Consider the following 23,414-nt stretch of genomic DNA (forward strand, 5'->3'; position numbering starts at 1 on the left):
CTTGGCCGTTCGGAACGCAATTCGCAGGTCTCCCGCGCATCTCCCTTCCCCTTTCTCAATCCGGAGGCGGCATGCGCTCGTTCTTCGAGGAGTTCAAGAAGTTCATCCTGCGCGGCAACGTGGTCGATCTCGCGGTCGGGATCGTGATCGGCACCGCGTTCGGGAAGATCGTGGAATCGCTGGTACGCGACATCTTCATGCCGATCGTGGGCCTCGCAACGGGCGGGTTCGACGTGTCCGCACAGTCGATCACGCTCTACAAGGACGCGAAGCTCGCGTGGGGCGTCTTCGCCCAAACGCTCATCACGTTCGTCATCGTCGGGTTCTGCATGTTCCTCGTGGTGAAGGGGATGAACGCGCTGCACAAGTACATTCTCAAGGACGACGAGGTGAAGCCGGCCGAACTGACCCCGACTGAAAAACTGCTCACCGAGATCCGTGACCTGCTCAAACAAAGCACGCCCCCGGTCCCGCCCCAAACGTAACGCGGTTGTAAGGGTTACGCGCAAAACGGTTTCGCTCGTAAGCGGGAGACGCTACATTGTCGGGCCAGCCTCCTCTTGCGAAAGGGAACTCATGCGCACGCTCCGCGCACTCGCGCTCGCACTGGTCGCCACGTTTTCCGCACCGGCCCGCGCCGATGACCCACCGGTGAAGAGCAAGATCGTCAGCGTCGACCTGTTCAAGAACGGCCTCGCCATCGTCAAGCGCGAGGTCACGCTGGGCAAAGCCGGCTCGTACTCGGTCGACGACGTTCCGCAACCGGTCCACGGCACGTTCTGGATCGACAGCACCGGTACCGTTGAAGCCGTCGTGAAGATGCGCGACGTGGAAGTGCCCGTATCCGAGGCTCCCCCGGGCAACCTGCAAGACGACCTCGCGGGCAAAAAGGTGACGGTGTACTTCAAGAGCGACAAGCGCGCCCCGGCCGCCGGGGTAATGATGAAGATCAAGCCCGCGAATGGCGAAGAGGCCGCGGCGGGCCGGTTCCTCGTGCTCCAGACGCCGAAGGGCCGCGTGTATGTCGACCCGAGCGAAGTCGCCACCGTCGAAGCAGAGGACGCGGGCGACAAGGTGACCCGCCGGCGCCCGCAACTCGTTCTCACGCTCCCGAACAACGACCGGCCCGAAACGAAGGTGACGATCCGCTACATCGCGCACGGACTGTCGTGGGCGCCGAGCTACCGGATCGACATTTCCGACCCGAAGACGCTCCAACTCGAACAGCACGCGGTCGTGCGCAACGAACTCGCCGACCTCACCGGGGCCGAGGTGCGGCTCATCTCCGGATACCCCAGCGTCGAGTACGCCCACGTCCGTTCGCCGCTCGCGCCGCGCACGAGTTGGGCGAATTTCTTCAGTGAGCTTGCGGGGTACCGGGCACGGGAGATCGACGCACTGGGCAACTCCATCTCTTCACAACAACGGATCACCAGTAACCCCTGGAGCGGGCGCGCGGAACTCGCTCTTGGCGCCACCCCGAGCGGCGAAGGAGTCGACTTACACTACCAGTCGATCGGGCCGCGCACGCTCGCCGAGGGCGATGCGCTCGCGCTGACGGTGGCGAAGGGGAAGTCGGAGTACGAACGCATCGTCGAGTGGATGGTGCCCGACACGCGGAACACCTACGGCCAGCCCGAGAACGCCGGCGAGGGCGATGCGTGGGACGCACTGAAGTTCAAAAACCCGCTCCCGTTCCCGATGACGACCGGCCCCGCGACGGTCACCGCAAACGGCCAGTTCAACGGTCAGCGCACGTCGTACTGGGTCAATTCGGGTGAGGAAACGCTGCTCCGCGTCGAGAAGGCTCTGAGTGTCCGCACGCGGGCGACGGAGAACGAGCAACTGAACAAGGACGGCAGCGGGCGCGACCTCATCTGGATTGGCGGGCGGCAGTACCGCAAGACGACCGTGGAGGGTGAACTGGCCGTCAGCAACCACCGCAAGGAAACGATCTCGGTCCTGGTGCGCCGGCGTTTCTCGGGTGAACTGATTCAGGCAGACGCATCACCGAAGCAACAGCTCCGCGAAGAAGGCGTGTACTCGGTGAACAAGCGCCAGGAACTAGTTTGGACACTGCCACTGAAGGGCGGCGAAGAAAAGAAGCTGAAGTACAGCTACACCGTACTCATGCCACACTGAGGCGGCGGATGAAATTAGAACCGCAGATAACGCGGATCACGCAGATCAAACAAAAATCGCCAGGACTTATTCATCCTGGCGATCTCGTTAGTTCCATCAATATTGTCTTTGTCTGATCCGCGTTATCTGCATGATCCGCGGCTCTTCATCCTTCCCTACTCGTCGCCGTTGGGCAGCGCTTCGAGTTCGGTGACGATCTTCTCGTTCAGTTTCACGCGCACGTCGAGTGCGGCCATCCCCAGCGCACTCGCGATCGCCTTGTCCTTCGAGGAACCGTGGCAAATGATGCACACGCCCTCGACCCCCAGGAGCGGCGCGCCGCCGACCGCGCTGTAGTGGTACTTGGCGAGCAGCCCCTTCAGTGCGAGTTGCGCCTGTTCGCGTTCGGCCTGGAGTGAACCGATCACTTCGTGGTTCACCAGTCCCACAACGAATTCCAGCACGCCCTCGCTGAGCTTCAGCACCACGTTTCCGGTGAAGCCGTCGGTGACGACCACATCGACGGCGCCGCGGTGGATGTCGCGGCCTTCAATGTTCCCGACAAAGCGGTCGGTGAAGGTGCTGGAGCGGAATAACTCAAAGGTTTTCTGAACGAGTTCGTGGCCCTTGCCCTCTTCCTCGCCGACGTTCATCAGGCCCAGGCTGGGGCGCTCGATGTTGAGGATGTGCTTGGCGAACACGCTCCCCATCACGCCGTACTGGAGCAAGTGACGCGGTTTGGGGAAAACGTTGGCGCCCACGTCCATAATGACGCAGCGCCCCTTGGCGGTGGGCATGACCGTCGCAATGCCGGGCCGGTGGACGCCCTTGAGGAACCGGCGAGACATCAGGCCGCCGGCGACGACGGCTCCGGTGTTACCGGCCGAGACGAGCCCGTCCACTTTGCCTTCGGCCAGCAGTTGCCAGGCGCGAAAAATGGACGCCCCCGGTTTCCGGCGGAGCGCCTCGCCCGGCTTTTCCTTCATCTCAACGAATTGCGGCGCGTGAACCACCTCGACCCGCCCGGCGGGTAACGAGGCGGCAGCGAGCAACGGGTCGAGTTGCCCCTGGTCGCCAACAAAAACCAGCGTCAGGTCGGGGTTCGCGGCGAGCGCCAGTGCGGCGCCGCCCACGTTCGGGGCCGGTCCGTGATCGCCGCCCATCGCGTCGAGGGCGATCCGCATAGGTCACTTCCCTTGCTTGTCGTCTTCCACCAGGATCGCGTCGCGGCCCTGGTAGAACCCGCAGTTGGAGCAAACGCGGTGCGGCATCACCGGCTCGTTGCACCGGGCGCAGAACTGGATCTGCACCGCGGTCACGTGGTGGTGACTGCGCCGCGTGCCTTTTCGGGAGCGTGAGGTGCGCCTTTTGGGTACTGCCATGACGATTCTCGCGGTCGTGTCGAATTCCGAGTTAAGACGGTCATGTTAGGACCGCCCCCCGCGACAGTCAAGGAACGCGCCCACCCACTCCCCCGTTCGTGAAATCACAAGTTACGCCGCCACCGGGAATCGGACAGTGGGCAAAAGCGTTCTCGCGGGGAGAACGGCTCCCGGTCCGTAAAAAAGAACGGGAGAAAACGGTCCTGAGTCCGAGGTACCGGCTGCTTTGGACCCGCCCGAAACGCACGGGAGGGATGGGAGAGACTTTTATGGATACGCTCTGGGCACCGTGGCGGCTATCGTACATCACCGCGCCGAAGGAGAAGCCACCCGCGACCGGTCCCGAGTGCTTCCTGTGCCGCACCGGAGCGGGCACAAAGGAAGAGGACCGTGCGAACTTGGTGGTGTACCGCACCGCATTGTCGGCCGTGGTGCTGAACCGGTTCCCGTACAACAACGGGCACCTCCTGGTCGCTCCGCTCGCGCACAAGGCCGGTCTGAACGATCTCACCACCGACGAGTTGCTCGACCTGCAACTCGTGATGCGCAAGATGATCGCTATTCTGGAAAAGCGGATAAACGCTGACGGGTTCAACGTCGGCCTGAACCTCGGCCGGGCGGCCGGGGCCGGCGTGCCGGGACACCTGCACTGGCACATCGTGCCCCGGTGGGCCGGCGATCAGAACTTCATGGCAGTAACGGGCGACACGCACGTCATCTCGCAGTCGCTCGACGCGCTTTACGACCTGATTACGGAAGAATTGGTTCGTTAGTTCCAAGAGCCCCAAGTTCCAGAAGTTCCAAGTTCCAGCATTCCAGAGTTAAAGGCAATAGTGTTTGGGTTCGTGCCTTCAACTTCTGGAACGTGGAACTCTGGAAATCCTGGAACTGACCCTCTCAGTCGACGTAGAGGAACTCGCTCAGATTCAGCAGCGCGTGGCAGAGGTCGGTCGCGGCTTCGCTCGCGGTGCCTTTGTGTCGCGTCAGGAAGCCGAGCATGGCCGCGTTTTCTTCGCTGGTCGCGGGGCGCCCGGTCGTCAGGTAGAACGCGCGGTCGATGAATTTCTCCCGGCCCGCGCCCACTTCCTTCGTAACGCGGTCCGCCAGTGCCTTACCGAAGCCGATGACGATCGAATCGTTCAGCATCGTGAGTGCTTGTGGCGCGGTGGTGGTCACGAACCGACGCGCACACGTTTCGTTGCGGTCCGGTGCGTCGAAGAGAGCGAACAGCGGGTAGCGCAGGTTGCGCTTCACGAACACGTACACGCTGCGCCGGTTCCGCTCTGCGACATCGACCGAAACCTTCCACTGGGCGCCCGCCGATTTCTGGAGTTCGGGCGGCAACTCAGGGAACACGCTCGGCCCACCCGCCTTCGGGTTGAGTTGCCCCGACACCGCGAGCATCGCGTCCCGGAGCGTTTCGCCGTCGAGCCGGCGCCGCGGGAACTGCCAGAGCAGCTTGTTCTCGGGGTCGATCTTTTCGCCCGCGTGCGCCCCGTGGGTGCCCTGACGGTACGCGCTGGAGAGCACAATCAACCGGTGAATGTGTTTGAGGGACCAGGGAGCAGTACCTAACCCCCCAGCCCCCTTCCCTAAGAAGGAAGGGGGAGCAGAACCAGAGGCGGTATTAAGCCCCTCTCCGTTTAGGGGAGGGGTTGGGGAGGGGTTCACCAATTCGCTGGCGAGCCAGTTCAGCAGTTCCGGGTGCGTGGGGCGGTCTCCGGTCACGCCGAAGTCGCTCGACGTGCGAACCAGTCCCGCTCCGAACCGCTGCTGCCAGATGCGGTTCACGATCACGCGGGCCGTCAGCGGGTTGTCCTTCGACGCGATCCAGTTCGCGAGCGCGGACCGGCGCCCGGACGAGGCCCCGAGCGGCTTCGTGTCGGCGTCGCGGTCGTCGATGGCCGAGAGGAACCCGGGCACCAGTTCGTCGCTGGGTTTCTGCCAGTTCCCGCGCTTGAAGAGTTTCGTGGTCGGCGGGGCGGCGAGGTCGGTCATCGCCATCGCTCGCACTGGCTCGGTCGGCTTTTCCTTCGATAGTTCCGCGAGGCGCGCCTTCAGCACCTCCATCTGCTCTTTCTCCGCCGGCTTGAGGCTCTTAGAGACGTCGCCGCGAATGTAAACCTGTTTCTCCACCATCGCCGCGAGTTGTCGCTGGAGCGGTGTTCGCGACTCGAACGGGATGTCGACCAAGCTCACGTACTCGTCCGGGAACCGGCCGCGTTGCCGGTTGCTCTCTTTCTTGCGGTACGGGTCTTCGATCGCCGCGATCGCGGCACGCACGTCGGCCGTTTTGGTTTCCCACGCTGCAAGTTTCTTCTCGTACTCCGCACGATTCTTGGACGAAATCAGCGGCGATTCCGTGGGCCAGTAGCCCGCGAAAAACGCTTGCAGCCGGAAATAGTCCTTCTGCGTGATCGGGTCGTACTTGTGATCGTGGCACCGCGCGCAGCCTGACGTGAGCGCCAGGAACGCGGCCGAAGTCGTGTCGGTAATGTCGGTAATGATCTCGTACCGGCGCTGCTCCAGGTTCACCGCGTTGTATTCGTCCGGGTAGTGCCGCAAGAAACCGGTAGCGACGGTCGCGTCCGAGTCATCGGGGTAGAGTTCGTCTCCCGCGAGTTGCTCTTTCACGAAGCGATCGAACGGCTTGTCCGTGTTGAACGACTTGATGACGTAATCGCGGTACCGCCACGCGAGCGGGCGCGGGTCATCGGCCTTGAACCCGTCCGTTTCGGCGAACCGCACGAGATCGAGCCAGAATATCGCCTGTCGCTCGCCGTATTGCGGTGCGGCCAGGAGCTTGTCCACCAGCTTTTCGTAGGCATCCGGCGACTGATCCGCGACGAACGCTTCGACCTGTTCGGGCGTAGGCGGAAGCCCAATGAGATCGAAGTACACGCGGCGAATCAGCGTGCGCCGGTCCGCTTCCGGTGCGAACGCGAGTTTGTGCTCAGCGAGCGCGGCGAGCAGGAACCGGTCGATCTCGTTTGTGGCGCGTGATTTCGGGTCCGGAAGTGCCGGGACCGCGGGGCGCTTGAACGTGCTGTACGCCCACTCCGCTCCGGGCGGTTCGGCGGCGGGCGCCCAGTAAGCGGCGATCAGAAGCCCGACGATGGCGGAAGAGCGGGGCAGCAGCCGCATTTCCTGTTCCTCGGTGCGCGGGAAACCTCAAGCGATCTTAACCGGAACGTTCCGCGGGGGAAACTGGAAACACGGCCCATACAACAGTTCCAAAACATCACGAATCGGAGACCGTCATGGGCGATCGCGAACAGAAGCTCGAAGCCGCTGGGTTCCCTCTCGACCGCGGACCGAAAGAGGGGCCGGTCATCGACTTGCTCTCGGTCCTGGGTGAAACGCTCTACGCCTCCGGGCAGGTGCCCTACGACGCGGGCGTGCTGACGAGCAAGGGCAAGGTGCCGTCGCAGGTGTCGGTCGAGGACGCGACCAAAGCCGCCGCCCTGTGTACCGCGAACATTCTGCGGGCCATCGTTCTGAAACTCGGCTCGCTGGACCGGATCGAGCGCGTCGTGCGCGTGACCGGGTACGTCAACACGGACCCGGACTTCACCGATTGTCACCTCGTCATCAACGGGGCAACGAACCTGCTCAAAGAGGTGTTCGGCCAAGAGGCCGGGCGCCACGCTCGCACCGCCCTCGGGATGGCGCAACTCCCACTCGGCACAAGCGTTGAAGTCGAAGCGATCTTCCAACTCAAGAAGTAAGCAGTGCGACTACACCCGTTCGTGATAACGAGCAGGTGATGATCTCCAATGCAGAAATTTGACAGGGTTAATAGGATCGACAAGATTCAGAAGCCAATCTCGCGTTCGGTCTTAATCCGGTTGATCCTGTTAATCCTGTCAAAAAATGCGTTTCGCGTCCGCATTTCACCGACCGGTTCACGCCGGCCGTTCGCCAAGAAAGCCCCAGGAATCATGCGTACCAACGAACGGGTGAAGCCCGTCACGACCCTCATTTCATCTGTTTGATCCAGTCGTGAACGAGTTTGAGCGCGGGTTCATCGACCACGTTCGACGCGATGTGCGGCATCCGGCCCAAACCGGTAAGCGTCATCCGGTGGTAGATCATCGAGCGCGCCGGGTCGCCGGGCACCAAGATGCGCGGGTCTTTGAGATCGAAGCTCCCCTGCCCCGGCTTCGTATCGAGCACACCCAGTTCCTTGACCGGGAGCGTGGCGAGCAGTTGGAACTCCGCGTTCCCGCCGCCCCATTTCCGGTGGCAGTGACTACAGTTCGCGTGTAGGTACGCCCGCGCACGGTCCTCGACGCTCGCCTTCTCGTCGCGGTAGTCCACGAACTTCGGGAGCTTCTCCGCGGGAGCTGGGAGCTTCTTCGTGAAGATCCCGATGTGATCGAGCGTCGCGAGTTGGTTCGCGACCACGCCGTGGTAATTGTGGTCGCGGTTCAGTTGAGCCGTGTTCACACCGAGGGCGTATTTTGCCGTCACCGTATGGCACATATTGCACTCCGCCCGGCTCGGGAAGTGCCACTTCTGTTTCTTCTCCCCGTCCGCGGTCTTGATGGTGTACTCGCGGTCCACGCCCTTTTTGTCCGCGAGTTCCGCGTCGGTCTGCTCGTCGTTCCAGATGTACGTGTAGCCGTTCCACACCTGGTCGCCGTACTCCTCCGTGCCGCCCAGCACCGAGGCCACGAGTAGCCGCGTTTCGAGTCGGCGCTTTTTGCCCGGTTCGGTTTCGAGCGCGAACGTCTTCACGAGAACGGTGCCGTTGGGGAACCGCCAGCCCGGAACCGAACCCGGCGCCGGCTGCGGGTAGGTCATCGTCTCGTACTCGACCTGCAATTCACCCGGGATCGCAATGAACCGCTCCTTGCTCGCGCCGTCGGACCAAAGTTCCGAGTTCACCGAGTACGGGATCAACCCCTTCTCCGGGGCGTGGTCCCTTGTGGACGCGAACAACCCGGTTTCGCTCAGTTTGCGCGGGAACGCGACCCGCTCCTGTGCGACAGACGGGTTCGGCTCGAACCGATAAATCCCGCCGTCAATGAAGTTGAGTGCGTAGACCTCGCCGTCGTGGTCCTGGCCCCACGCGACGATGCGCAGGTTGGTTTTCGCGAGTTCGGTGTGGGCCGTGACGCGGTCGGCCTTCGCGTCGTACTTCAGCATCCAGGTGCGGCCGGTGTCGAAGTCGCCGTACACGTAAGCGCCCTTCAAGTCCGCGTGCTTCTTGCCGTGGTAGATGAAGCCGCCAGTAATCGACCGCGCTTCGGTGTGGTTGTGCTCGACGACCGGCTTCAGGATCGGAGTCGGCCCCTTCTTGCGCTCGGGCCGAAACGGGTGGGCGCCTTCGGTCACGCTCCAGCCGTAGTTGCCGCCCTTCTGGATCTTGTAGACCATCTCCCACAAGTCCTGGCCGACTTCGCCGGCCCACAAATCGCCGGTTGCGGAGTCGAAGCTGATTTTCCAGCACTGCCGGATACCGTAAGCCCAGACCTCGCCGCGTGCGCCCGGGGTGCTCGCGAACGGATTGTCCGCCGGGATCGCGTAGGGCTTGCCGTCGGCTTCCTTGTCCACGTCAATGCGGAGAATCTTCCCGAGCACGGTGCCTAGGTTCTGCCCCGTTTCCAGACCGTCCGCGATGCCGCTCCCGTCGCCGGTGGAGAGGTAGAGGAAGCCGTCCGGCCCGAACCGCATGCAGCCGCCGTTGTGCCCGCCAGAGGGCCACGTGAAGACCACCTTCTCACTCTTGGGATCGGCCGTCATCTTCTCGCGATCGGTCACGGTATAGCGCGAGATGCGCGTGCCGTCGGGCTTGTCACCGGCCGTGATGGACGACACGTAAAAGTAACCGTTCTCAGCGAATTTCGGGTGCAGAGCGAGTCCGTAGATCCCGCGTTTCACGTCGAGCACGAGCTTCTTCTCGGTCTTTGCAGGGTCCATATCGAACACGTAAACCTTGCCGGGCCGTTCCGCGAGCGCCCACAGTTTCTGGCCCGGCACCGCAGTCAGTTCGAGTGCCTCGTTGAAACTCAGTTTGGGGTACGCCTTCACCATGACGAACGGGTCCGGCGGTTCTGGCGAGCCGGCAACTTTGGATGCTGTCCAGAGTTCTCGTTTCTCGATGCCGGTGGCCTTGCGGACCGGTTCGGTTTCGGTCGGGCGCGCGGACGAACGCGGTCCGAGCACGAACGCACCGCCGATCAGCAACCCGGCTACGACTATCGCGCACGAGGTGACACGCATGAGGAGAATTCCTTGGGAGAGAAATGCGTGGCCACACTGTACCCGCCGGAGAAGTGCATTTCACGAACCTTAGTACGAATTTCCCGTTCCGCTCCGGCGCGCGTTGCCGCGCGGTTCGGGGTCGCTATGCTGTAAGTTCGCCAGACGGGTTCCGCGGCGGGTGCTTCTGCCGCGGACGAAAAGGGAAGCCGGTGCAATTCCGGCGCAGGGCCGCTGCTGTGTTCGGCCAGAGGTTCGCGCTCCCACGCCACTGCGGGCAACCGCGGGAAGGCTGCGCGAGACTCGCTAAGAGCCGTGAGCCAGAAGACCTGCCCGTTGGCGATTCCAACGTTCGTGGCCCCGGACCGGGCCGGTGAACGGGCCGGTCTCGTTTCTCCGCTGCGCGCGCAGCAACCCGCCCGATTTCACGCACGCGGTCCGCCCCGAACTCACCACTCGCCCGTCCCGGCGAGAAGGAGCGAACCCGTGCGTCACTTGCGCCCCCAGGGGCACCGGCCCCCGACCCGTCGTGCGTTCACCCTCATCGAACTGCTGGTGGTGATCGCGATTATCGCGATCCTGATCGGCCTGCTGTTACCCGCGGTGCAGAAGGTGCGGGCCGCGGCCGCGCGGTTGAAGTGCCAGAACAGCCTGAAGCAGCTCGGGCTCGCGCTGCACAACCACGCCGAAACGAACGGCGGAAAGTTCACCGTCTCGTCGATGAAATCGGCCCCGACCATGACGTACACCGACTGGTACTGGTTCGGGCAGATCACGAACAACACCTCGACCCCGCGCGTCATGAACCCGAGCACCGGCATCCTGTCGCCGTATTTGGAGGGCAACCGCTCGATCGTACAGTGCCCGGTGTTCGGGCCGGAGCGGTTCGCGCTGCGGTTCGATATCCCGACGGCGAGCTACGCCTACAACGACCAGTTCAGCGCCTCGAACGGGATCGCGGGCCAGGCGATCGTGGTCGTGAGCAACCGGCGCGGCACGTCCGCGACGATCGCGTTCGCGGACTCGGCGAACGTGCCGTACAGCGCGCCGTTCGACAAGCTCACCGAGAACTGGTACCTGTCGGCCCCGTCCCAGGGGTTCCCGAACGTTCACTTCCGGCACGACGGGATCGCGAACGTGTGCTTCGCCGACGGGCACGTGGAGACGCGCCAGCCGACGATCAACGGCGCGCCGTCGTGGGAGGCCCCGCTCGCGACCGAGCTGCGTAAGAAAGAGATCGTCTGGGACATCGGCACCAACGACATCGAGTTCGGGAAAGATTGATGCCCCGCGAACCCGCCCGCGTCGGGTAGCATCCTGACACGGGCGGGTTCGCGCTCTTACCCCGGAGTGCGAGCATTCGGTCCGTACTCCGAGGCAAAGGCCGGTCATGAGTCACGTCGTTCTGCTCGGCGATTCTATCTTCGATAACGCGCGTTACGTACCCGACCGCCCACCGGTCATCGAGCAGGTGCGCCGGGGACTGCCGCCGGACTGGAAGACAACGCTTGTTGCGGTGGACGGCCACACGATCACTGGTGTTGCGGTGCAGTTACCGCGAGTCCCCGCCGACGCGACGCACCTCGTCGTGAGCGTCGGCGGGAACGACGCGCTCCTGGCGAGCGGGCTCCTGCGCGAACCGGCCGCGACCGTGGGCGACGCGCTCGCGACCGTCGCGGAATCGCTGGACGAGTTCCGCGCGGCTTACGCAACAATGTTGAAGAACGTGCGCGCGTTGGGGAAGCCAACGGCGCTTTGCACCATTTACGACGCGATCCCCGTTCTGGGGGCCGCCGAGCGCGCCGCGCTCGCCGCGTTCAACGACGTGATCTCCCGCGCGGCCATCGGCGCGGGGCTCCCGCTGATCGACCTGCGCGTGACGTGTGCCCACGCCGACGACTACTCACCGATCTCGCCCATTGAGCCGTCGGTTGTGGGCGGGGCGAAGATCGCCGACGCGATTTGCCGCATGGTCGCGGCCCACGACTTCCGGTCCGCGCGCACGGTCGTGTGGGTGTGACCGCGGGTCACGCCGGGTCCGGGACCGCGGCGGCGAACGCCTTCGCGGTGTCGTACAGCTCGAAAAACTCGACCGCCAAATCGTTGCGGAACCGCCAGCGGTTCACGATAACGGACTCGGCCGCCTTTCCCGTCTTGCGGTTGCGGTACGCGCAGCGCCCGAACACGACCACGCGGTCCCCGTCCACGACGAACTCGTCGAACGTGTAGTGGATCATTTCCCAGTCGGCCCGCAGCCCGGTGAAGTAGCCCCGAATGGCGTCTTTCCCCTTGCGCGGCACGGAGAAGTCCATGCCCGGCGCCCCGTCCGCGATGGACCGCATCTCGATGTCGTCGGCCATGAGCGCGATCCACGTGTCGTCACTCGTGCCGCGGGAATCGTGCCACGCCGTGTAGGCGCAGCGCAGTTTTTCGAGGAGTGCGGCACTGACAACGGACTGACTCATGTTAGCGGCTCCTGAAACGGCCCGCGCCCGATGGTATTAGCGCGAGATGGCGTTCAGTTTAACGGCCGAACAAGCGTACCGCGAGGTGATAGTTCCCGAGACTCGAACGTTGCGATCGACACGGGTAGCCCCCGGCCGCCCAGAAACGACGGAGGGCGGGGACCGCCCCCGCCCTCTTCAGAAATCACGTGCGCCTAGTGGTCGTGACCGGTGCCGAAGAGCCTGCTCTTCGGATCGGCCCGGCCCCAGACGTAGGCGAGCAGGTCGAGGACTTCGTCGCGCGAGAGTTTGTCGAGCAGCCCCTTCGACATCATCGACGTCGGGGCCTTCTTCTGCTCGGCGATGTCCGCCCGCTTGATCTCGCGCGGCTTCGCGTTCGCCAGCGGGTTCTCGATGATCTTCACGACGCCGTCCTTCTCCTCCACGATCATCCCGAGGACGACCTTGTCGTCGGTCAGCACGAAGCGGTACGCGGCGTACTTGTCGTCGATCTTCTTCGCCGGGTCGAGGACGTGTTCGAGCACGTCCACGCCGCTCTTGAACACCTTCGGGTCGAGCTTCGTGAGGTCCGGGCCGAACTCGGCCCCCTGCCCGCCGAACTTGTGGCACGCGATACACGTGCCGACCGTGAACATCTGCTTGCCGTTCGCGAAGTTCCGCCCGCCCTTCATCTCCATTTCCTTGACCGCGTCGGCCAGTTCTTCGAGCTTCCACTCGGTGCGCGGGCGGTTGAACTTCAGCAGGTCGTCCTTCACGGTCAGCGGGTTCTTCGCGAGGTACGCCTCCGGGTTCTCCTGGTACGCTTCGAGGTCGGCGACCACATAGAGCGCCCCGTGCATCCGGCGCCAGTGCCCCGGGTAGGTGCAGACGTAGGGATAAATCCCCGGTTCCTTGGGGGCCGTGAACTTCAACTGCTCGGCCTGCCGCGTTTGGAGCAATTTGCTCTTCAGGAGCACGGCCCCCGCGGGCATGCTGGGGACGTACTGTGCCGCGGCCGCGCCCGGTTCGAGCGCGAACGCCTCGGCCGCGTTGCCGACCTTTTCGAGGTTCCCCGGCGCCACGATCACGAAGTTGTGCGGCATGATGTCGGTGTTCTCGAACGCGAACTCCACCGGCTTCCCGGCCTGCACGGTGATGCGCTCCTTGTCGAAGCTCATCTGATCGAACAGCGTGCCGACGCGGATCACGCGGACACCGATGTCGGCCAGTTCCTTGCGCGCGGCCTTCGCCTCGGCCGGGGCGAGCAGCCCCGCGAGGCCCTCACCGAGCTGCATGAAGTCCAGCGCGACGGTCGAGGTCCGCTCCGCGACCGGCACCGAGCGGATGAACTTCATCACGGTGTCGAGCGTGGCCTTCGCATCATCCTTCGGCCAGTCGCGGGCCGGAATGCGCAGGAGCGCCTGCACCGCGGGCTCGCGGTCGTTCTCGTCGGCGAGGTACTTCGCGATCCCCCTAAAGGCATCCGCTTCCTGACCGCGCACAGTAGCGAGCGCGAACATCGCGGACCGCCGGATCACGCGCTCCGGCGCGCCGGTACCAACTTTGAACTCCGCCTTCTCCTTCGGGGCCGGGTTCTTCAGCGCCTCGAACACGGGCTTCCGGTCCGCGCCGAGCACGCGCACGGTGAAGTTGGCCAGCCGGTCCCCGAACGCGCCGTCGGTGCGGTTCCACACCACGATCTTCTCGATCGACACCGCCCGCCCGAGATCGACCTCCCACCACGGGTTCGCGGTCCCCTCCCGGGTGTGGGTCGAGGTGCCGTCGCTGTACGCGCCGTTGGTCTTACCATCAATGGCGCGTACAGCGGGGCCGTCGTAGGCGGTGCTGCTCTGGGTCGCCTTCCCGCGAACCGCCACGTTCACGTTGTCGCTGAACACTTGCACTTCGGCGAGCGTGAGCGTGCGCTGCGGGCCGGGCAGCTCGATGCGCACGAACCGCCCGCTGACGCTCTTCCCGCCCTCCACGGTCTTCGCGAGGTCCGGCGGGAGCCCGTCGAGGAGCGCCTTGACCTTCGGGTACAGTGCGGCGCGGGCGCCCGGGTCGCGCACCATCGGCACCGCGGAGATGTAGTCCCTCAGCGCCGCGACCGATTTCGTCGCGAGCGCCCACGACTTCTCGATGTCGCCGTCCGCGGCGATGAGTGCGGTGTAGCCCATTTGCCGCGTTTCGAGGGCGCGGCCCTTCGTTGCCAGAGCTTCGAGGTCGCCCCGAGCGGCCACGAGTTCCGGCTGCGGGCGCCCGGAGAGCAACCGAGCCAGGTCGAACGCAACGCTCTCTTCCGTGATGGCGGCCTCGTCGTGCTGCCGGATCGCGCTCACGAGAACCGCAAGTTCCGACTTCTGGTCCTGCTTCGCGAGCGCGGTCAGGGCCTCGCGGCGGAACTCGTCCCGCACCCCCGGCCGGAACAGCAGTTCCAGGTACACGGCCGAAGTGCGCTCCATCTTCAGCAGGTCGTCGGTGGTGACCGACTTCAGGAAGTACCGCGCGCCGGCGGCCGTGGTGAACTTGATCGGGCGCTTCTCCGCGATCGCCTGGCGCACGATCGGGTCGAGCGCCCGCATTGTCTCCCGTGCGACGTGCGCAACGAACAGGTCCGTGGGCTTGTCTTGCGCGACGAAAACGACCTCGGCCGCCTCGGGCACGGTGAAGAAGCTCGCGGCCCGGACCGCTTCCATCCGCACGCGCGGGTGCTCGTCGGCGGCCAGTTGCTTCAGCATCTCGAGCGAATTGGGCACGCGGTCGCGCCACTCACACAACACGCGCACCGCGGCGGCGCGGGCGCGGAAATCCTTCGCCGCGAGCATCATCTTGAGTAAATCGACGTCAACGACGTTGTGGTACTGGTGGACCCACAGCGCTTCGAGGATGTGGTGCGTCGGGTCCGCGCCACCCCAGGGCTGGCCGGCCCACTTCTTCGCCGCGGCGATCACCTCTTCGGTCTTGCGGGCGCCGAGTTCGATCTTCACCCGAGAGCGCACGCGGTCTTCCGGGTGTTCGAGCAACTTCATCAGATTCTCGGTGCTCTCACCCGCAATCTTGGGCGACTGCGAGAGTTGGCGCCCGTCGTAAGTCACCTTGTAGATGCGCCCCTTCGTGCGGTCGCGGCTGGGGTCGCGGAGGTTGTGCTGCATGTGCCCGATGATCGGGTTCTGCCAGTCGATGAAGTACAGCGCGCCGTCCGGTCCGGTCTTCGCGTCCACTGGGCGGAAGTTGGGGTCACTGCTCGTGAGGATCGGCTCCTGTTCCTGACCCGAGAGGCTCCCCCGAAGTCCGAGAGGCGGTAGCGCAGAATGCCCTGGACCCCGATGCAGTTCGTGACGATCAGGTTCCCGTCCCATTCCGACGGGAAGTGCTGACTGGAGAGCACCTCGATGCCACCGCACGGGCGTGTGCGCTGTTGGTACACTTGCGGCGGGGTGACGTGCTTGCCGGTCGGGTACCCGTTCAAGTTCGGACCGGGCAGGTAGCCGCTGAACAGCGGGGCGTGATACGGCTGGGCGCCGGTGCCGTCCACCACGATGTCCTGACCCCAGTGGTCGAAGACGTGCCCGTGCGGGTTGGCGAAACTGTGCGTGATGTACACGTCGAGCTTCTGCGTGCGCGGCTCGTAGCGGAACACCCCGCCGTCGCCCAGGCGCTTGCACCGGCCGTAGGGATCCTCGATCTGCGAGCGGTGGAACGTACCTTCCTGCCAGTACAGCGCGCCGCCCGGGTCGAGCACGAAGCTGTTCGCGGTGTGGTGCGTGTCGGCGGTGTCGAGCCCGTGGAGGACGCGCTCGCGAATGTCGGCCTTGTCGCCGCCCTTCGAGTCCTTCAGGAAGACGAGGTCCGGCGCTTGCGCCACGAGCACGCCGCCGTTGTAGAACTCGAACCCGGTCGGGTTCTGCAACCCGTCGGCGAACGTGATCATCTTGTCGGCCTTGCCGTCGCCGTCGGTGTCTTCAAAAATCAGAAGCTTGTCATTGTACGGCTCGCCCGGCTTCCAGTGCGGGTAGCTCGGCCACACCGCGACCCACAACCGCCCCTTCGCGTCCCACGCCATTTGCACGGGCTTCGCGAGTTCCGGCCACTTCTCCTCGCTCGCGAACAGGCTGACTTTCAACCCCGTGCCGATCTTCATCTTCGTGATCGCGTCCTCGCCCGTGAGGAACAGGTGCGTGCCGTTCGGCCCCGCGCCCGGCTTGTTGGTCGTGACCGGCACCGACTTCGGCAGGTTGCTGTCGTCCGGCTTCGCGTCCCGGCCCTTCGCGATGTCCCAGATGACCTTGTCGCGGTTCGTGGTCATGATGTCGAGCGTTTCCAGTTCCTTCTGCACGACCTCGTAGTTGGTCTGCTTGCCGACGAACTGGAGCCACGCGCGGCCACCGTAGGTGGAGTACCCGTCGGTCACGCGGTACCGCTGGTACCAGTGGAACGCCTTGTCCTGCACCACCGGGCGGAGCTTCGCCATGAGGTTTTCATCCGGCGGTACGTACTGACCGCCCGCCGGGTGAATGACGTTGTCGATCACCTCGGCGAGCTTGCGGTGCCCCTCTTCCGTCAGGTGGACGCCGTTGATCGTGAGCGACTTGCCACCGTTCTTGACGCTCTCGTACCGGACCTTCATCGGGTTGTAGAGGTCGACGAACGACGCGCCGTTCGCTTGCGCGACCTCGCGCATCGCCTGCGTGTACAGTTCGATGTTCTTGTTGGTGCTCGCGACGGCCGTACCCGTCAGCAGGTTCGGCGACTTGTGGTCCTCGAACGGGATCGGCGAAAACAGCGTGAGTCGCGGGGCCGACTTCCCGTTGTACTTTTGGGAGAGGGTGTGTTTGATGAACGCCGCGAGTTCGGTCTTGAACTTGGGCAGCCCGGCCTCGCCTGCGAACGACTCGTTGTAACCGAAGAACGCGAAGATCGCGTCGGGCTTCGTGTTCGCCTTCTCAAAGCGGTTCGGGTTCACGACGCTCTTGTCCGCGACCAACTCCGGCTTCGGGACCGGGGCGCTGGCGCTGAGCCACTGGTCCGGTGTGCCGAACGCCTCGGACCGGATCCGCAGGCTCACCTCGTCGCCAGAGAATCCGAGATTCCGGATCGTGAGGTCGTGCTTTGGGAAGCGTGCGTAGAGGAATGTTTCGACCCAGCCGTCGTGCTGCATCCGATCGGCGAGCGTGTTGCCGATGATGCAAACGTGATCGCCCTGTTCCAGTTTGAGTTCACCGGGCGCAACTTCACCCGGTTGTGCAGCGACCGTTCTGGTAGGGGGGGCTGGGGGAGCGAGTACAGCGAGCAGCGCGGCGGCCGACCCCAGCAATAGGCCGACGGAGAGGAGAGAGCGCCCGGCGGGCATAGAGGTCTCCGGAATTAAGTGCGCGGGAGCGGGCGGGTGTGCAGCGATGTTGTACCAGACGCACCGCACAAGGGAAACGGGATCAGCGGGTGGCACTGTGTTCCGCGGCCGCTCGCCGGCGCTTGTGCGCCCCGAACGCCCGCGTGTACGCTTCGGCCTTACCCTTTGCGTAAATCCCGTGCCCAATTGCACCGAGGGTAACGACGATTCCGATGAGGGGGAAGATGAATTTGGCGATCACGAGAGGACCGCAGCCTTCGCTTGCGCGAACTGCGATTCCATTATCGCGTCCGCGCAAGCGATTTTCCCAACTTTATGAGATCGTCCGCAAGGCTCGTGGGTGCCTCTCATTGTGGTGCGAGCACGCACGCACACAGCTCGCGCTCGAACCGGTCCCAATCGAGACCGTCGGCGAACACTTCGATGCGGCTGTCGCGGCGGTACGCGGTCGGCGCGACGCTCATCGCTGTGCCGGCCCGGTTCACGGCCGCCCACTCGTCGGCGAGGTGGAACACGCCCTTCAACCGCGTCACCTCTTTAGTGTTCGCTAGCAGCGCGAGGAGCTTGGCTTCGTCGAACACATCGGCAGGGTCGAACACCCACCCGCAGGCGGGGGGAGTGAGGTAGCGCTTGGGGGGGGAAGAAAGCAACCCCTCCCCAACCCCTCTCTGTTTGCTCTCCGGCCCTGTCAGCAGAGCTTCTCGCGGGCCGGAGTACGGAGAGGGGCTTAAAACCCCCGATGGTTCGGTCCCCCCTTCCTTCTTAGGGAAGGGGGTCGGGGGGTTAGGTTGCCTTTCAAGGTTATGCGCCTGCGGGTACAGCGGCAGGCGCTCGTCGTTCGCACTGAGGTCGAGCCACGCAGGGTCGAGCCGCCCCTGTGTGGTCCCTGCGATCAGCAGTTTCGGCGGGAACAGCCCGTTCGCCCACGACTGGAAATCGGCCACAAGTTCCGGGGTGGCGGCGTCGAGCTTGTTCATGACGAGCACGTCGGCCATCTGGATCTGGTCGATGAAGATGGGGTTGTCCCGCATCTCCGGCTTCGCGAAGTCGTGCGGGTCGACGATCCCCAGCGTGGCGCGCACGTCCAGGCGCCCGTGGTAGCTCATCCGGAGCGAATCGAGGAGCCGGGCCGGGTGGCCCAAGCCCGTCGTTTCGATGATGAGTCGTTCGGGCCGCGCTTCGAGTAACAGGAAGTGGATTGCGACCGGCAGAAACGGCGCGCTCGCGCAACACACGCACCCGCCACCCACCTCCTTCACTGTCACGCCCTCGGGGCGCTCCCCTCGATCAGCGCGTCGTCAATCGACACCGCGCCATACTCGTTCACGAGCACCGCCCAGCGCGCCCCGGGCTCTTTGCGCTGGAGCAGGTCGATCACGGCCGTCGTTTTCCCGACGCCGAGAAACCCGGTAATCAAATTGGTCGGAACGGATTGCATTTCGTCCTTCGCGGCGCGGAACGGGCGATCAGACCCGTTCACGATACTGCATTCACGATCCGGACACGACCCGTTGTTCAGTGGTCCCCGCGCCATTAGGATTTAACGGTCAAGATTTCCCGTTACGGACCGCAGAGGTGCCCGCTCATGCTCCGACTCGTCACCGGTGTCGGCCTCCTCGCCGGCATGGTGCTTTCCCCCGCGTCCGCCGCCTGGGGCGCGGACAAGCCTACGAAGGTCGAAATCGGCAAGCGCGGAAAGGCCGCAACCGCGTTCGCCGAGGTTCCCCAAGTCGGGAGCGGAACGGCGTTCTGCATCCACCCGTCGGGGCTGTTCGTCACGAACGAGCACGTCGTTCGTGACGCACGGGGCGAAATCACACTCGTCCTGAACCCGACCCTCGCGACGCAGCAAGTGCTCAAAGCGAAGGTGGTCCGCGCTGATAAAAATGCCGACCTCGCACTGCTCCGTGTCGAGGGCGCGAAGGATCTGCCGAGCCTCCAACTCGGGTCCGCGGACGGCATCGCCGAACTCGCGGACGTGGTCGCGTGCGGGTTCCCTCTGGGCAAGATTCTCGCGACCGACAAGAAAGAGTACCCGGCAGTCAGCGTGAACGCGGGGAGCGTGACCGCGCTGCGGCACAAGGGCGGCGAACTGCAACTCATTCAGGTCGATGTCGCCCTTAACCGCGGTAACTCTGGCGGACCAGTTCTGGACGACAACGGAAAGGTCATCGGCGTGGTCGTGTCCGGGTTCGAGGGCAGGAACATTAACGAAGCCATCCCGGTGAACCACCTCAACCGGTTCCTGAACGCGCCGGACATCGCGTTCGTGCCGCCCGCGGTGAAAACCGCCGAACTCGATAAGCCGGTGGAATTTAAGGCCCAGGTCGCGTCACTCGTACCGAACGCGCCGGAGCCGGACGTGGTACTGATCCTGCGCACGGCCGGGAGCAGCGAAGCCCGCGAGTACCCCATGAAGGCCCAAAACGGCGTGTGGACCGCGACCGCGGCCCCGCTGAGCAAAGCACCGGGCACGCGCATCGAAGTGTCCGCCCGGTTCGGCACGGGACCGGGGGCCGTTACCGGCACCATCAACGACGTAGTGCTCAAGGTCGCGGGCAAACCCGTTCGGCTCAGCGGTATGCGCCGGATCGAGTTCAACGCGCTGAAGTCAAAGGTCCTGTTGGCGGACGACCGCACCACCCTCGAAGGTGACGTTGTGGGCCTCGGTCCGACCGAGATTGATGTGGGCGGCCAGAAAGTTCGGCTCGATCTATCCAAAGCCTCGCAACTGGCGATTCAAACCGCGGAAGTGGGCGCTGTGACCGCGGTCGTGGTCGCGCGGATCGGCGGCAAGGAACTCGCCCGGGTCGAGGCACCCGTTTCTGTGCGCGATCCGGCGCAGGCGCGTGTGGGGCCGGCCGATCCGTCGTCGGTGGTCATCACCGCGCCCCGCTGCCCGGGGACCAGATCGTCAAGAAACTGCCGGACGTGTTCACCGATGTGGTGGTCGGTGGGGGCGGGCGGTACCTGATCTTCCACATGCCGAAGTTGAAGAAGCTCGCCGTGTTCGACATGAACGAGAGCCGGGTAACCAAATACATTCCTCTGACCGAACCCGACATCATCTACACCGCGGGTTTGGATTGCGTGGTCATCGGGTTGAAGAAGTCGGGCAAACTGGAGCGCTGGAGCCTGACCACCTTCGAGTTGGAGAAGTCGGCCCTGCCGCCGTTCACAGAGGATCTCAAGACGATCGTCATGGGGCACGGGTCCAACGGTCCGCTCGTGACGAACGGGTACTGTCTCGATCCGAATACGTTCCAGCAATTGTCGATTGTCGACGGGAAAAAGAACGCGCGCGTCTGGGTCGCCGAAGCCCGAGTTTTCGCGTCCGGTGACGGGAGCGTGTTCGGCGTGTGGAACACGCATTATTCCCCGAGCACGTCCACCACATTCGTGCGCGAGGGGGACGTGATCCGGCGGTACGAAGAGGGCGATCTCATGCACGTGATTCCCGGTCCGGACGGCAAAACAGTGTTCACCGGAAAGGGGATCGCGTCCCAATTACTCAAGCGCGGTGGAGCAGACGACGCGAACTACGGGTACTGTCTGCCGGCGGTGCGCGGCGACTACTTCCTCTCCCTGACTTCGGCCGAGGGTGGCAAGGGGGGAAACTTTACCGTGTTCCTGCGCGGGGTGAAGCGGCCGATCGCGAAGCTGGACAAGGCCGAACACGGGCTCGGCTTCGACGGGTGGGACCGCGAAGAATTCGGGCCGTGGAAGCGCGTCTTCTTCGTCCCGGACGCGAAACTGATCGCGGTCCTTCCCGGGAGCAACGACCAGGTGGTGCTCCACAAGTTCGACCCGGACGCGGCGCTGGAGAAATCGGGGTTGGATTACTTGCTCGTTTCGTCGCAACCACCGCGCGAGATAAAACCCGGGGAGACGCTCACGTACCCCATCAAGGTGAAGGCGAAGAACGCGAAAGTGACCTACCAGCTCGATAGCGGGCCCAAGGGCATGGAAGTGTCCGCAGCCGGGGTCGTGACGTGGACGGTGCCGGCCGACGCGACCGGCGACCAGGAAGTAATCCTGACCGTCCGCGACGGCGCGGGCCAGGAAGTGTTCCACACGTTCACGGTGAAAGTAACGAAGTGAATGAAGGAAGAGTATTTGACGGAATTTTGTCAAATACTCTTCCTTCATTCACCGGCCGTTCGCCCTGAAGCCCGCCGTACACCAGTCACTTTTTCCCGAACACGTCCCGGAGCACGTTCAGCACCTGCTTCCCGCCGGCGATGACCTGCTCGCCGATCTTCTCGTACTTCCGGGCGCCGGCTTCGTCCTCGAACGCTTTCAGGACCGCGGACCCGCGTGCGTGGTCGAGGTGGGTGACGATCGCGGGGATCAGTTCCTCCGCGATCCCGAACCGCTCCCCCTCGCGCCCGCACACCGGTACAACACCCGTGGCGCGGGCGCCCACCTGTTCTTTCACCACGCTCACGCAGTCCCGAATGTTCACTTCCTTCGGGCGCGTGCCGGTCATCCAGTCGTAGGGAGGTGCCCACTCCGCTTTCGGGCTGAGCAAGTCGATGTGCGAAACGACCACGACCACCGGGGGCATGCGCAGGTGCGGCTTCTCCGCGAACCACACACGCAGTCGGTCCAGGAGATCAACGTCCGACTGGCGCCCGGGGATCGTCGCCTGCGTTACGAGCAGGATCAGGTCCGCGTCGCGCGATGCCTCCACGGCGGCGGCGAAATCCTCGTCGGTCGGGCCGTCCTGTCCGTACCCGCTGGTGTCGAGGATACTCACCGGCTGACCGCCCGGGAGTATGTAGTCGTACCGCACACCGGCCGTCACGGGCAATCGGTCCACGGTGGCCGCGTTCTTGCCGAGCAGCGCGTTCACTAGGCTCGATTTCCCCGCCTTCACCGAGCCGAGGATGCTCACGGTAATCGCCTTTGGGCCGGTCGCCGTGTTGGCCGCGGCAGTGATTGTGGCGTCCGCGCTCTGCTCGGGTGAAACGGGCGGGCGCGTGCTCGGGTCGTCGACCGGCGGCGCCTGGTGCTGCGCGAGCAACTCGCGGTACCGTTTCACGCCGACCCGGAGGCGCCCGCTGTTCAGTTCGATGAGGTACCGGCCGAGGTGATGAATGAACGCGGTGTGGAACCACAGGATCACGTTGCTCTGGAGCCTGTCGAGCAGCGTGCCGAGTGCGGCTTTCGACGCGAAGTAGCGCAGCGCCGTCTGGAGCGGGTCCACGATCGCGGCGCCGGCCCAATAGATGTTCTGCCCGACCTTGTAGTAGTCCACCGCCTTACGCGCCCGCTTGATGTCGCGGATGCGGAGCAGGTGCGAACCCGGCACGTACTTCTGGACCAGTTCATTGAGATCAGCGGACGCGAGTTCGATGCACGCGAGCACTTCCGGCAGCGTGAGGTGGTCGAACGGGTCCGGAACACCGGGGTTGTACAGCTCCGCGACCTGCTTCGCGAGGTCGAGCGCGAGGTCGCTGTAGTGCTTGGGGTCTTCGAGCTGCTTGGTGGTGATCGCCTCGAACGATTTCGCCTTCTCGGTCACCTTCGCCCACGCCGCGTTGTCGCGGTCGGTCCAGTACCCGGGCCGGTCGTCGGTCGGCGGGAGTGTGGGGCGCTTGGTCCACCGCCACGCGAGTAAGTACGCGAGGGCGATGCACAGCACCATCGGCCACCACACCCAGATCATCCACCCCGTTGTCCACAAGTGGTACCCGCCCGCGCCCATGAGGAACGCGAACGGCGTCGTGAACAGCACGATCAGGAGAGCGATGCGGAGCCGGGTCATACGGGAATCCTGCGTGCGGCGGAAGAATGGCCCCAAGAACAGGGAGGCCGACGAAGAACCTAACCCCTAACCCCCTTCCCTAAGAAGGGGGAGCAGAATTAAAGGCGGTTTTAAGCCCCTCCCTTCCTAGGGGAGGGGTT

General features: G+C 64.4%; 19 protein-coding genes and 1 riboswitch. Of the genes, 8 read left to right on the top strand and 11 right to left on the bottom strand.

Going from position 1 to position 23,414, the window contains the following annotated elements:
- The first annotated feature begins 71 nt into the window (after positions 1-71).
- Positions 72-485 carry a large conductance mechanosensitive channel protein MscL gene (gene mscL / locus VT84_RS30790; RefSeq protein ID WP_082842211.1) on the top strand — a complete coding sequence of 138 codons (414 nt, stop codon included), beginning with the start codon at positions 72-74 and terminating at the stop codon, positions 483-485.
- Positions 486-576: 91 nt separating this feature from the next.
- Positions 577-2,142: a DUF4139 domain-containing protein gene (locus VT84_RS30795; protein WP_082842212.1), complete on the top strand. Its 1,566-nt coding sequence runs from the start codon at positions 577-579 to the stop codon at positions 2,140-2,142.
- A gap of 155 nt (positions 2,143-2,297) precedes the next feature.
- Here VT84_RS30795 and plsX read toward each other — a convergent pair whose 3' ends face one another.
- The gene (gene plsX / locus VT84_RS30800) at positions 2,298-3,305 is read right to left on the bottom strand and encodes a phosphate acyltransferase PlsX (RefSeq protein WP_082842213.1); all 1,008 of its coding nucleotides are present in this window, start codon (positions 3,303-3,305) and stop codon (positions 2,298-2,300) included.
- A 3-nt stretch (positions 3,306-3,308) separates the two neighbouring features.
- Positions 3,309-3,503, bottom strand: coding sequence for a 50S ribosomal protein L32 (gene rpmF / locus VT84_RS30805; protein WP_082842214.1), 195 nt, complete (start codon positions 3,501-3,503; stop codon positions 3,309-3,311).
- 269 nt (positions 3,504-3,772) lie between these two features.
- On the opposite strand from rpmF, the gene VT84_RS30810 reads away from it, so the two are divergent.
- A complete protein-coding gene (locus VT84_RS30810) occupies positions 3,773-4,276 on the top strand; it encodes an HIT family protein (RefSeq protein ID WP_082842215.1) in 504 nt (167 codons plus the stop codon).
- A gap of 124 nt (positions 4,277-4,400) precedes the next feature.
- Here the strand turns inward: VT84_RS30810 and VT84_RS30815 are convergent, their stop codons facing one another.
- Positions 4,401-6,647, bottom strand: coding sequence for a DUF1549 and DUF1553 domain-containing protein (locus VT84_RS30815; protein WP_082842216.1), 2,247 nt, complete (start codon positions 6,645-6,647; stop codon positions 4,401-4,403).
- Between the two features lie 116 nt (positions 6,648-6,763).
- Between VT84_RS30815 and VT84_RS30820 the strand changes: the two genes are divergently transcribed.
- Positions 6,764-7,231, top strand: a complete 468-nt coding sequence (locus VT84_RS30820; RefSeq protein ID WP_052556983.1) for a RidA family protein — start codon at positions 6,764-6,766, stop codon at positions 7,229-7,231.
- A gap of 250 nt (positions 7,232-7,481) precedes the next feature.
- On the opposite strand, the gene VT84_RS30825 is transcribed toward VT84_RS30820, so the two are convergent.
- Positions 7,482-9,731, bottom strand: coding sequence for a PQQ-dependent sugar dehydrogenase (locus VT84_RS30825; RefSeq protein WP_052556984.1), 2,250 nt, complete (start codon positions 9,729-9,731; stop codon positions 7,482-7,484).
- Positions 9,732-9,860: 129 nt separating this feature from the next.
- Positions 9,861-10,062, top strand: a riboswitch (cobalamin riboswitch).
- A 134-nt stretch (positions 10,063-10,196) separates the two neighbouring features.
- Between VT84_RS30825 and VT84_RS39775 the strand changes: the two genes are divergently transcribed.
- Together VT84_RS39775 and VT84_RS30835 are read left to right on the top strand one after the other, a co-directional pair.
- Entirely contained in the window at positions 10,197-10,994 is a 798-nt protein-coding gene (locus VT84_RS39775; RefSeq protein ID WP_082842217.1) for a DUF1559 domain-containing protein, read from the top strand.
- Between the two features lie 106 nt (positions 10,995-11,100).
- On the top strand, positions 11,101-11,730 hold the full coding sequence (locus tag VT84_RS30835) for an SGNH/GDSL hydrolase family protein (protein ID WP_082842218.1): 630 nt from the start codon (positions 11,101-11,103) through the stop codon (positions 11,728-11,730).
- Positions 11,731-11,737: 7 nt separating this feature from the next.
- Here VT84_RS30835 and VT84_RS30840 read toward each other — a convergent pair whose 3' ends face one another.
- The 6 genes from VT84_RS30840 to VT84_RS41830 all read right to left on the bottom strand — a co-directional run bounded on the left by VT84_RS30840 (position 11,738) and on the right by VT84_RS41830 (position 18,984).
- Positions 11,738-12,175 (bottom strand): nuclear transport factor 2 family protein, encoded by a 438-nt coding sequence (locus VT84_RS30840; protein WP_082842219.1) that lies wholly within the window; start codon positions 12,173-12,175, stop codon positions 11,738-11,740.
- Positions 12,176-12,369: 194 nt separating this feature from the next.
- On the bottom strand, positions 12,370-15,306 hold the full coding sequence (locus VT84_RS40330; RefSeq protein ID WP_315850308.1) for a HEAT repeat domain-containing protein: 2,937 nt from the start codon (positions 15,304-15,306) through the stop codon (positions 12,370-12,372).
- Positions 15,246-17,504, bottom strand: coding sequence for a PVC-type heme-binding CxxCH protein (locus VT84_RS41375; protein WP_239465504.1), 2,259 nt, complete (start codon positions 17,502-17,504; stop codon positions 15,246-15,248). Before VT84_RS41375 ends, VT84_RS40330 begins: the two co-directional genes overlap by 61 nt.
- Positions 17,505-17,586: 82 nt before the next feature.
- Entirely contained in the window at positions 17,587-17,745 is a 159-nt protein-coding gene (locus VT84_RS39115; protein WP_157470018.1) for a hypothetical protein, read from the bottom strand.
- Positions 17,746-17,851: 106 nt separating this feature from the next.
- Positions 17,852-18,769 (bottom strand): CobW family GTP-binding protein, encoded by a 918-nt coding sequence (locus tag VT84_RS30850; RefSeq protein WP_082842220.1) that lies wholly within the window; start codon positions 18,767-18,769, stop codon positions 17,852-17,854.
- On the bottom strand, positions 18,766-18,984 hold the full coding sequence (locus VT84_RS41830) for a GTP-binding protein (protein ID WP_162271895.1): 219 nt from the start codon (positions 18,982-18,984) through the stop codon (positions 18,766-18,768). The genes VT84_RS30850 and VT84_RS41830 overlap by 4 nt, the downstream gene beginning before the upstream one ends.
- A 105-nt stretch (positions 18,985-19,089) precedes the next feature.
- Between VT84_RS41830 and VT84_RS30860 the strand changes: the two genes are divergently transcribed.
- A complete protein-coding gene (locus VT84_RS30860) occupies positions 19,090-20,478 on the top strand; it encodes a S1C family serine protease (RefSeq protein ID WP_082842222.1) in 1,389 nt (462 codons plus the stop codon).
- Positions 20,436-21,605, top strand: coding sequence for a putative Ig domain-containing protein (locus tag VT84_RS30865; RefSeq protein WP_082842223.1), 1,170 nt, complete (start codon positions 20,436-20,438; stop codon positions 21,603-21,605). Before VT84_RS30860 ends, VT84_RS30865 begins: the two co-directional genes overlap by 43 nt.
- Positions 21,606-21,690: 85 nt before the next feature.
- Here VT84_RS30865 and VT84_RS30870 read toward each other — a convergent pair whose 3' ends face one another.
- A complete protein-coding gene (locus VT84_RS30870) occupies positions 21,691-23,274 on the bottom strand; it encodes a GTPase family protein (RefSeq protein ID WP_082842224.1) in 1,584 nt (527 codons plus the stop codon).
- Positions 23,275-23,414: the final 140 nt, after the last annotated feature.

The sequence above is a fragment of the Gemmata sp. SH-PL17 genome (genome assembly GCF_001610855.1).
Taxonomy (GTDB): Bacteria; Planctomycetota; Planctomycetia; order Gemmatales; family Gemmataceae; genus Gemmata; species Gemmata massiliana.

What these genes read in the sequence shown, in the direction of transcription:
- VT84_RS30860 (WP_082842222.1), top strand. Translation starts at nt 19,090, where the DNA reads ATGCTCCGACTCGTCACCGGTGTCGGCCTCCTCGCCGGCATGGTGCTT.
- plsX (WP_082842213.1), bottom strand. Translation starts at nt 3,305, where the DNA reads ATGCGGATCGCCCTCGACGCGATGGGCGGCGATCACGGACCGGCCCCG.
- rpmF (WP_082842214.1), bottom strand. Translation starts at nt 3,503, where the DNA reads ATGGCAGTACCCAAAAGGCGCACCTCACGCTCCCGAAAAGGCACGCGG.
- VT84_RS30820 (WP_052556983.1), top strand. Translation starts at nt 6,764, where the DNA reads ATGGGCGATCGCGAACAGAAGCTCGAAGCCGCTGGGTTCCCTCTCGAC.
- VT84_RS30825 (WP_052556984.1), bottom strand. Translation starts at nt 9,731, where the DNA reads ATGCGTGTCACCTCGTGCGCGATAGTCGTAGCCGGGTTGCTGATCGGC.
- mscL (WP_082842211.1), top strand. Translation starts at nt 72, where the DNA reads ATGCGCTCGTTCTTCGAGGAGTTCAAGAAGTTCATCCTGCGCGGCAAC.
- VT84_RS40330 (WP_315850308.1), bottom strand. Translation starts at nt 15,306, where the DNA reads ATGCAGCACAACCTCCGCGACCCCAGCCGCGACCGCACGAAGGGGCGC.
- VT84_RS30870 (WP_082842224.1), bottom strand. Translation starts at nt 23,274, where the DNA reads ATGACCCGGCTCCGCATCGCTCTCCTGATCGTGCTGTTCACGACGCCG.
- VT84_RS30815 (WP_082842216.1), bottom strand. Translation starts at nt 6,647, where the DNA reads ATGCGGCTGCTGCCCCGCTCTTCCGCCATCGTCGGGCTTCTGATCGCC.
- VT84_RS30840 (WP_082842219.1), bottom strand. Translation starts at nt 12,175, where the DNA reads ATGAGTCAGTCCGTTGTCAGTGCCGCACTCCTCGAAAAACTGCGCTGC.
- VT84_RS30835 (WP_082842218.1), top strand. Translation starts at nt 11,101, where the DNA reads ATGAGTCACGTCGTTCTGCTCGGCGATTCTATCTTCGATAACGCGCGT.
- VT84_RS30795 (WP_082842212.1), top strand. Translation starts at nt 577, where the DNA reads ATGCGCACGCTCCGCGCACTCGCGCTCGCACTGGTCGCCACGTTTTCC.
- VT84_RS30810 (WP_082842215.1), top strand. Translation starts at nt 3,773, where the DNA reads ATGGATACGCTCTGGGCACCGTGGCGGCTATCGTACATCACCGCGCCG.
- VT84_RS41375 (WP_239465504.1), bottom strand. Translation starts at nt 17,504, where the DNA reads ATGCCCGCCGGGCGCTCTCTCCTCTCCGTCGGCCTATTGCTGGGGTCG.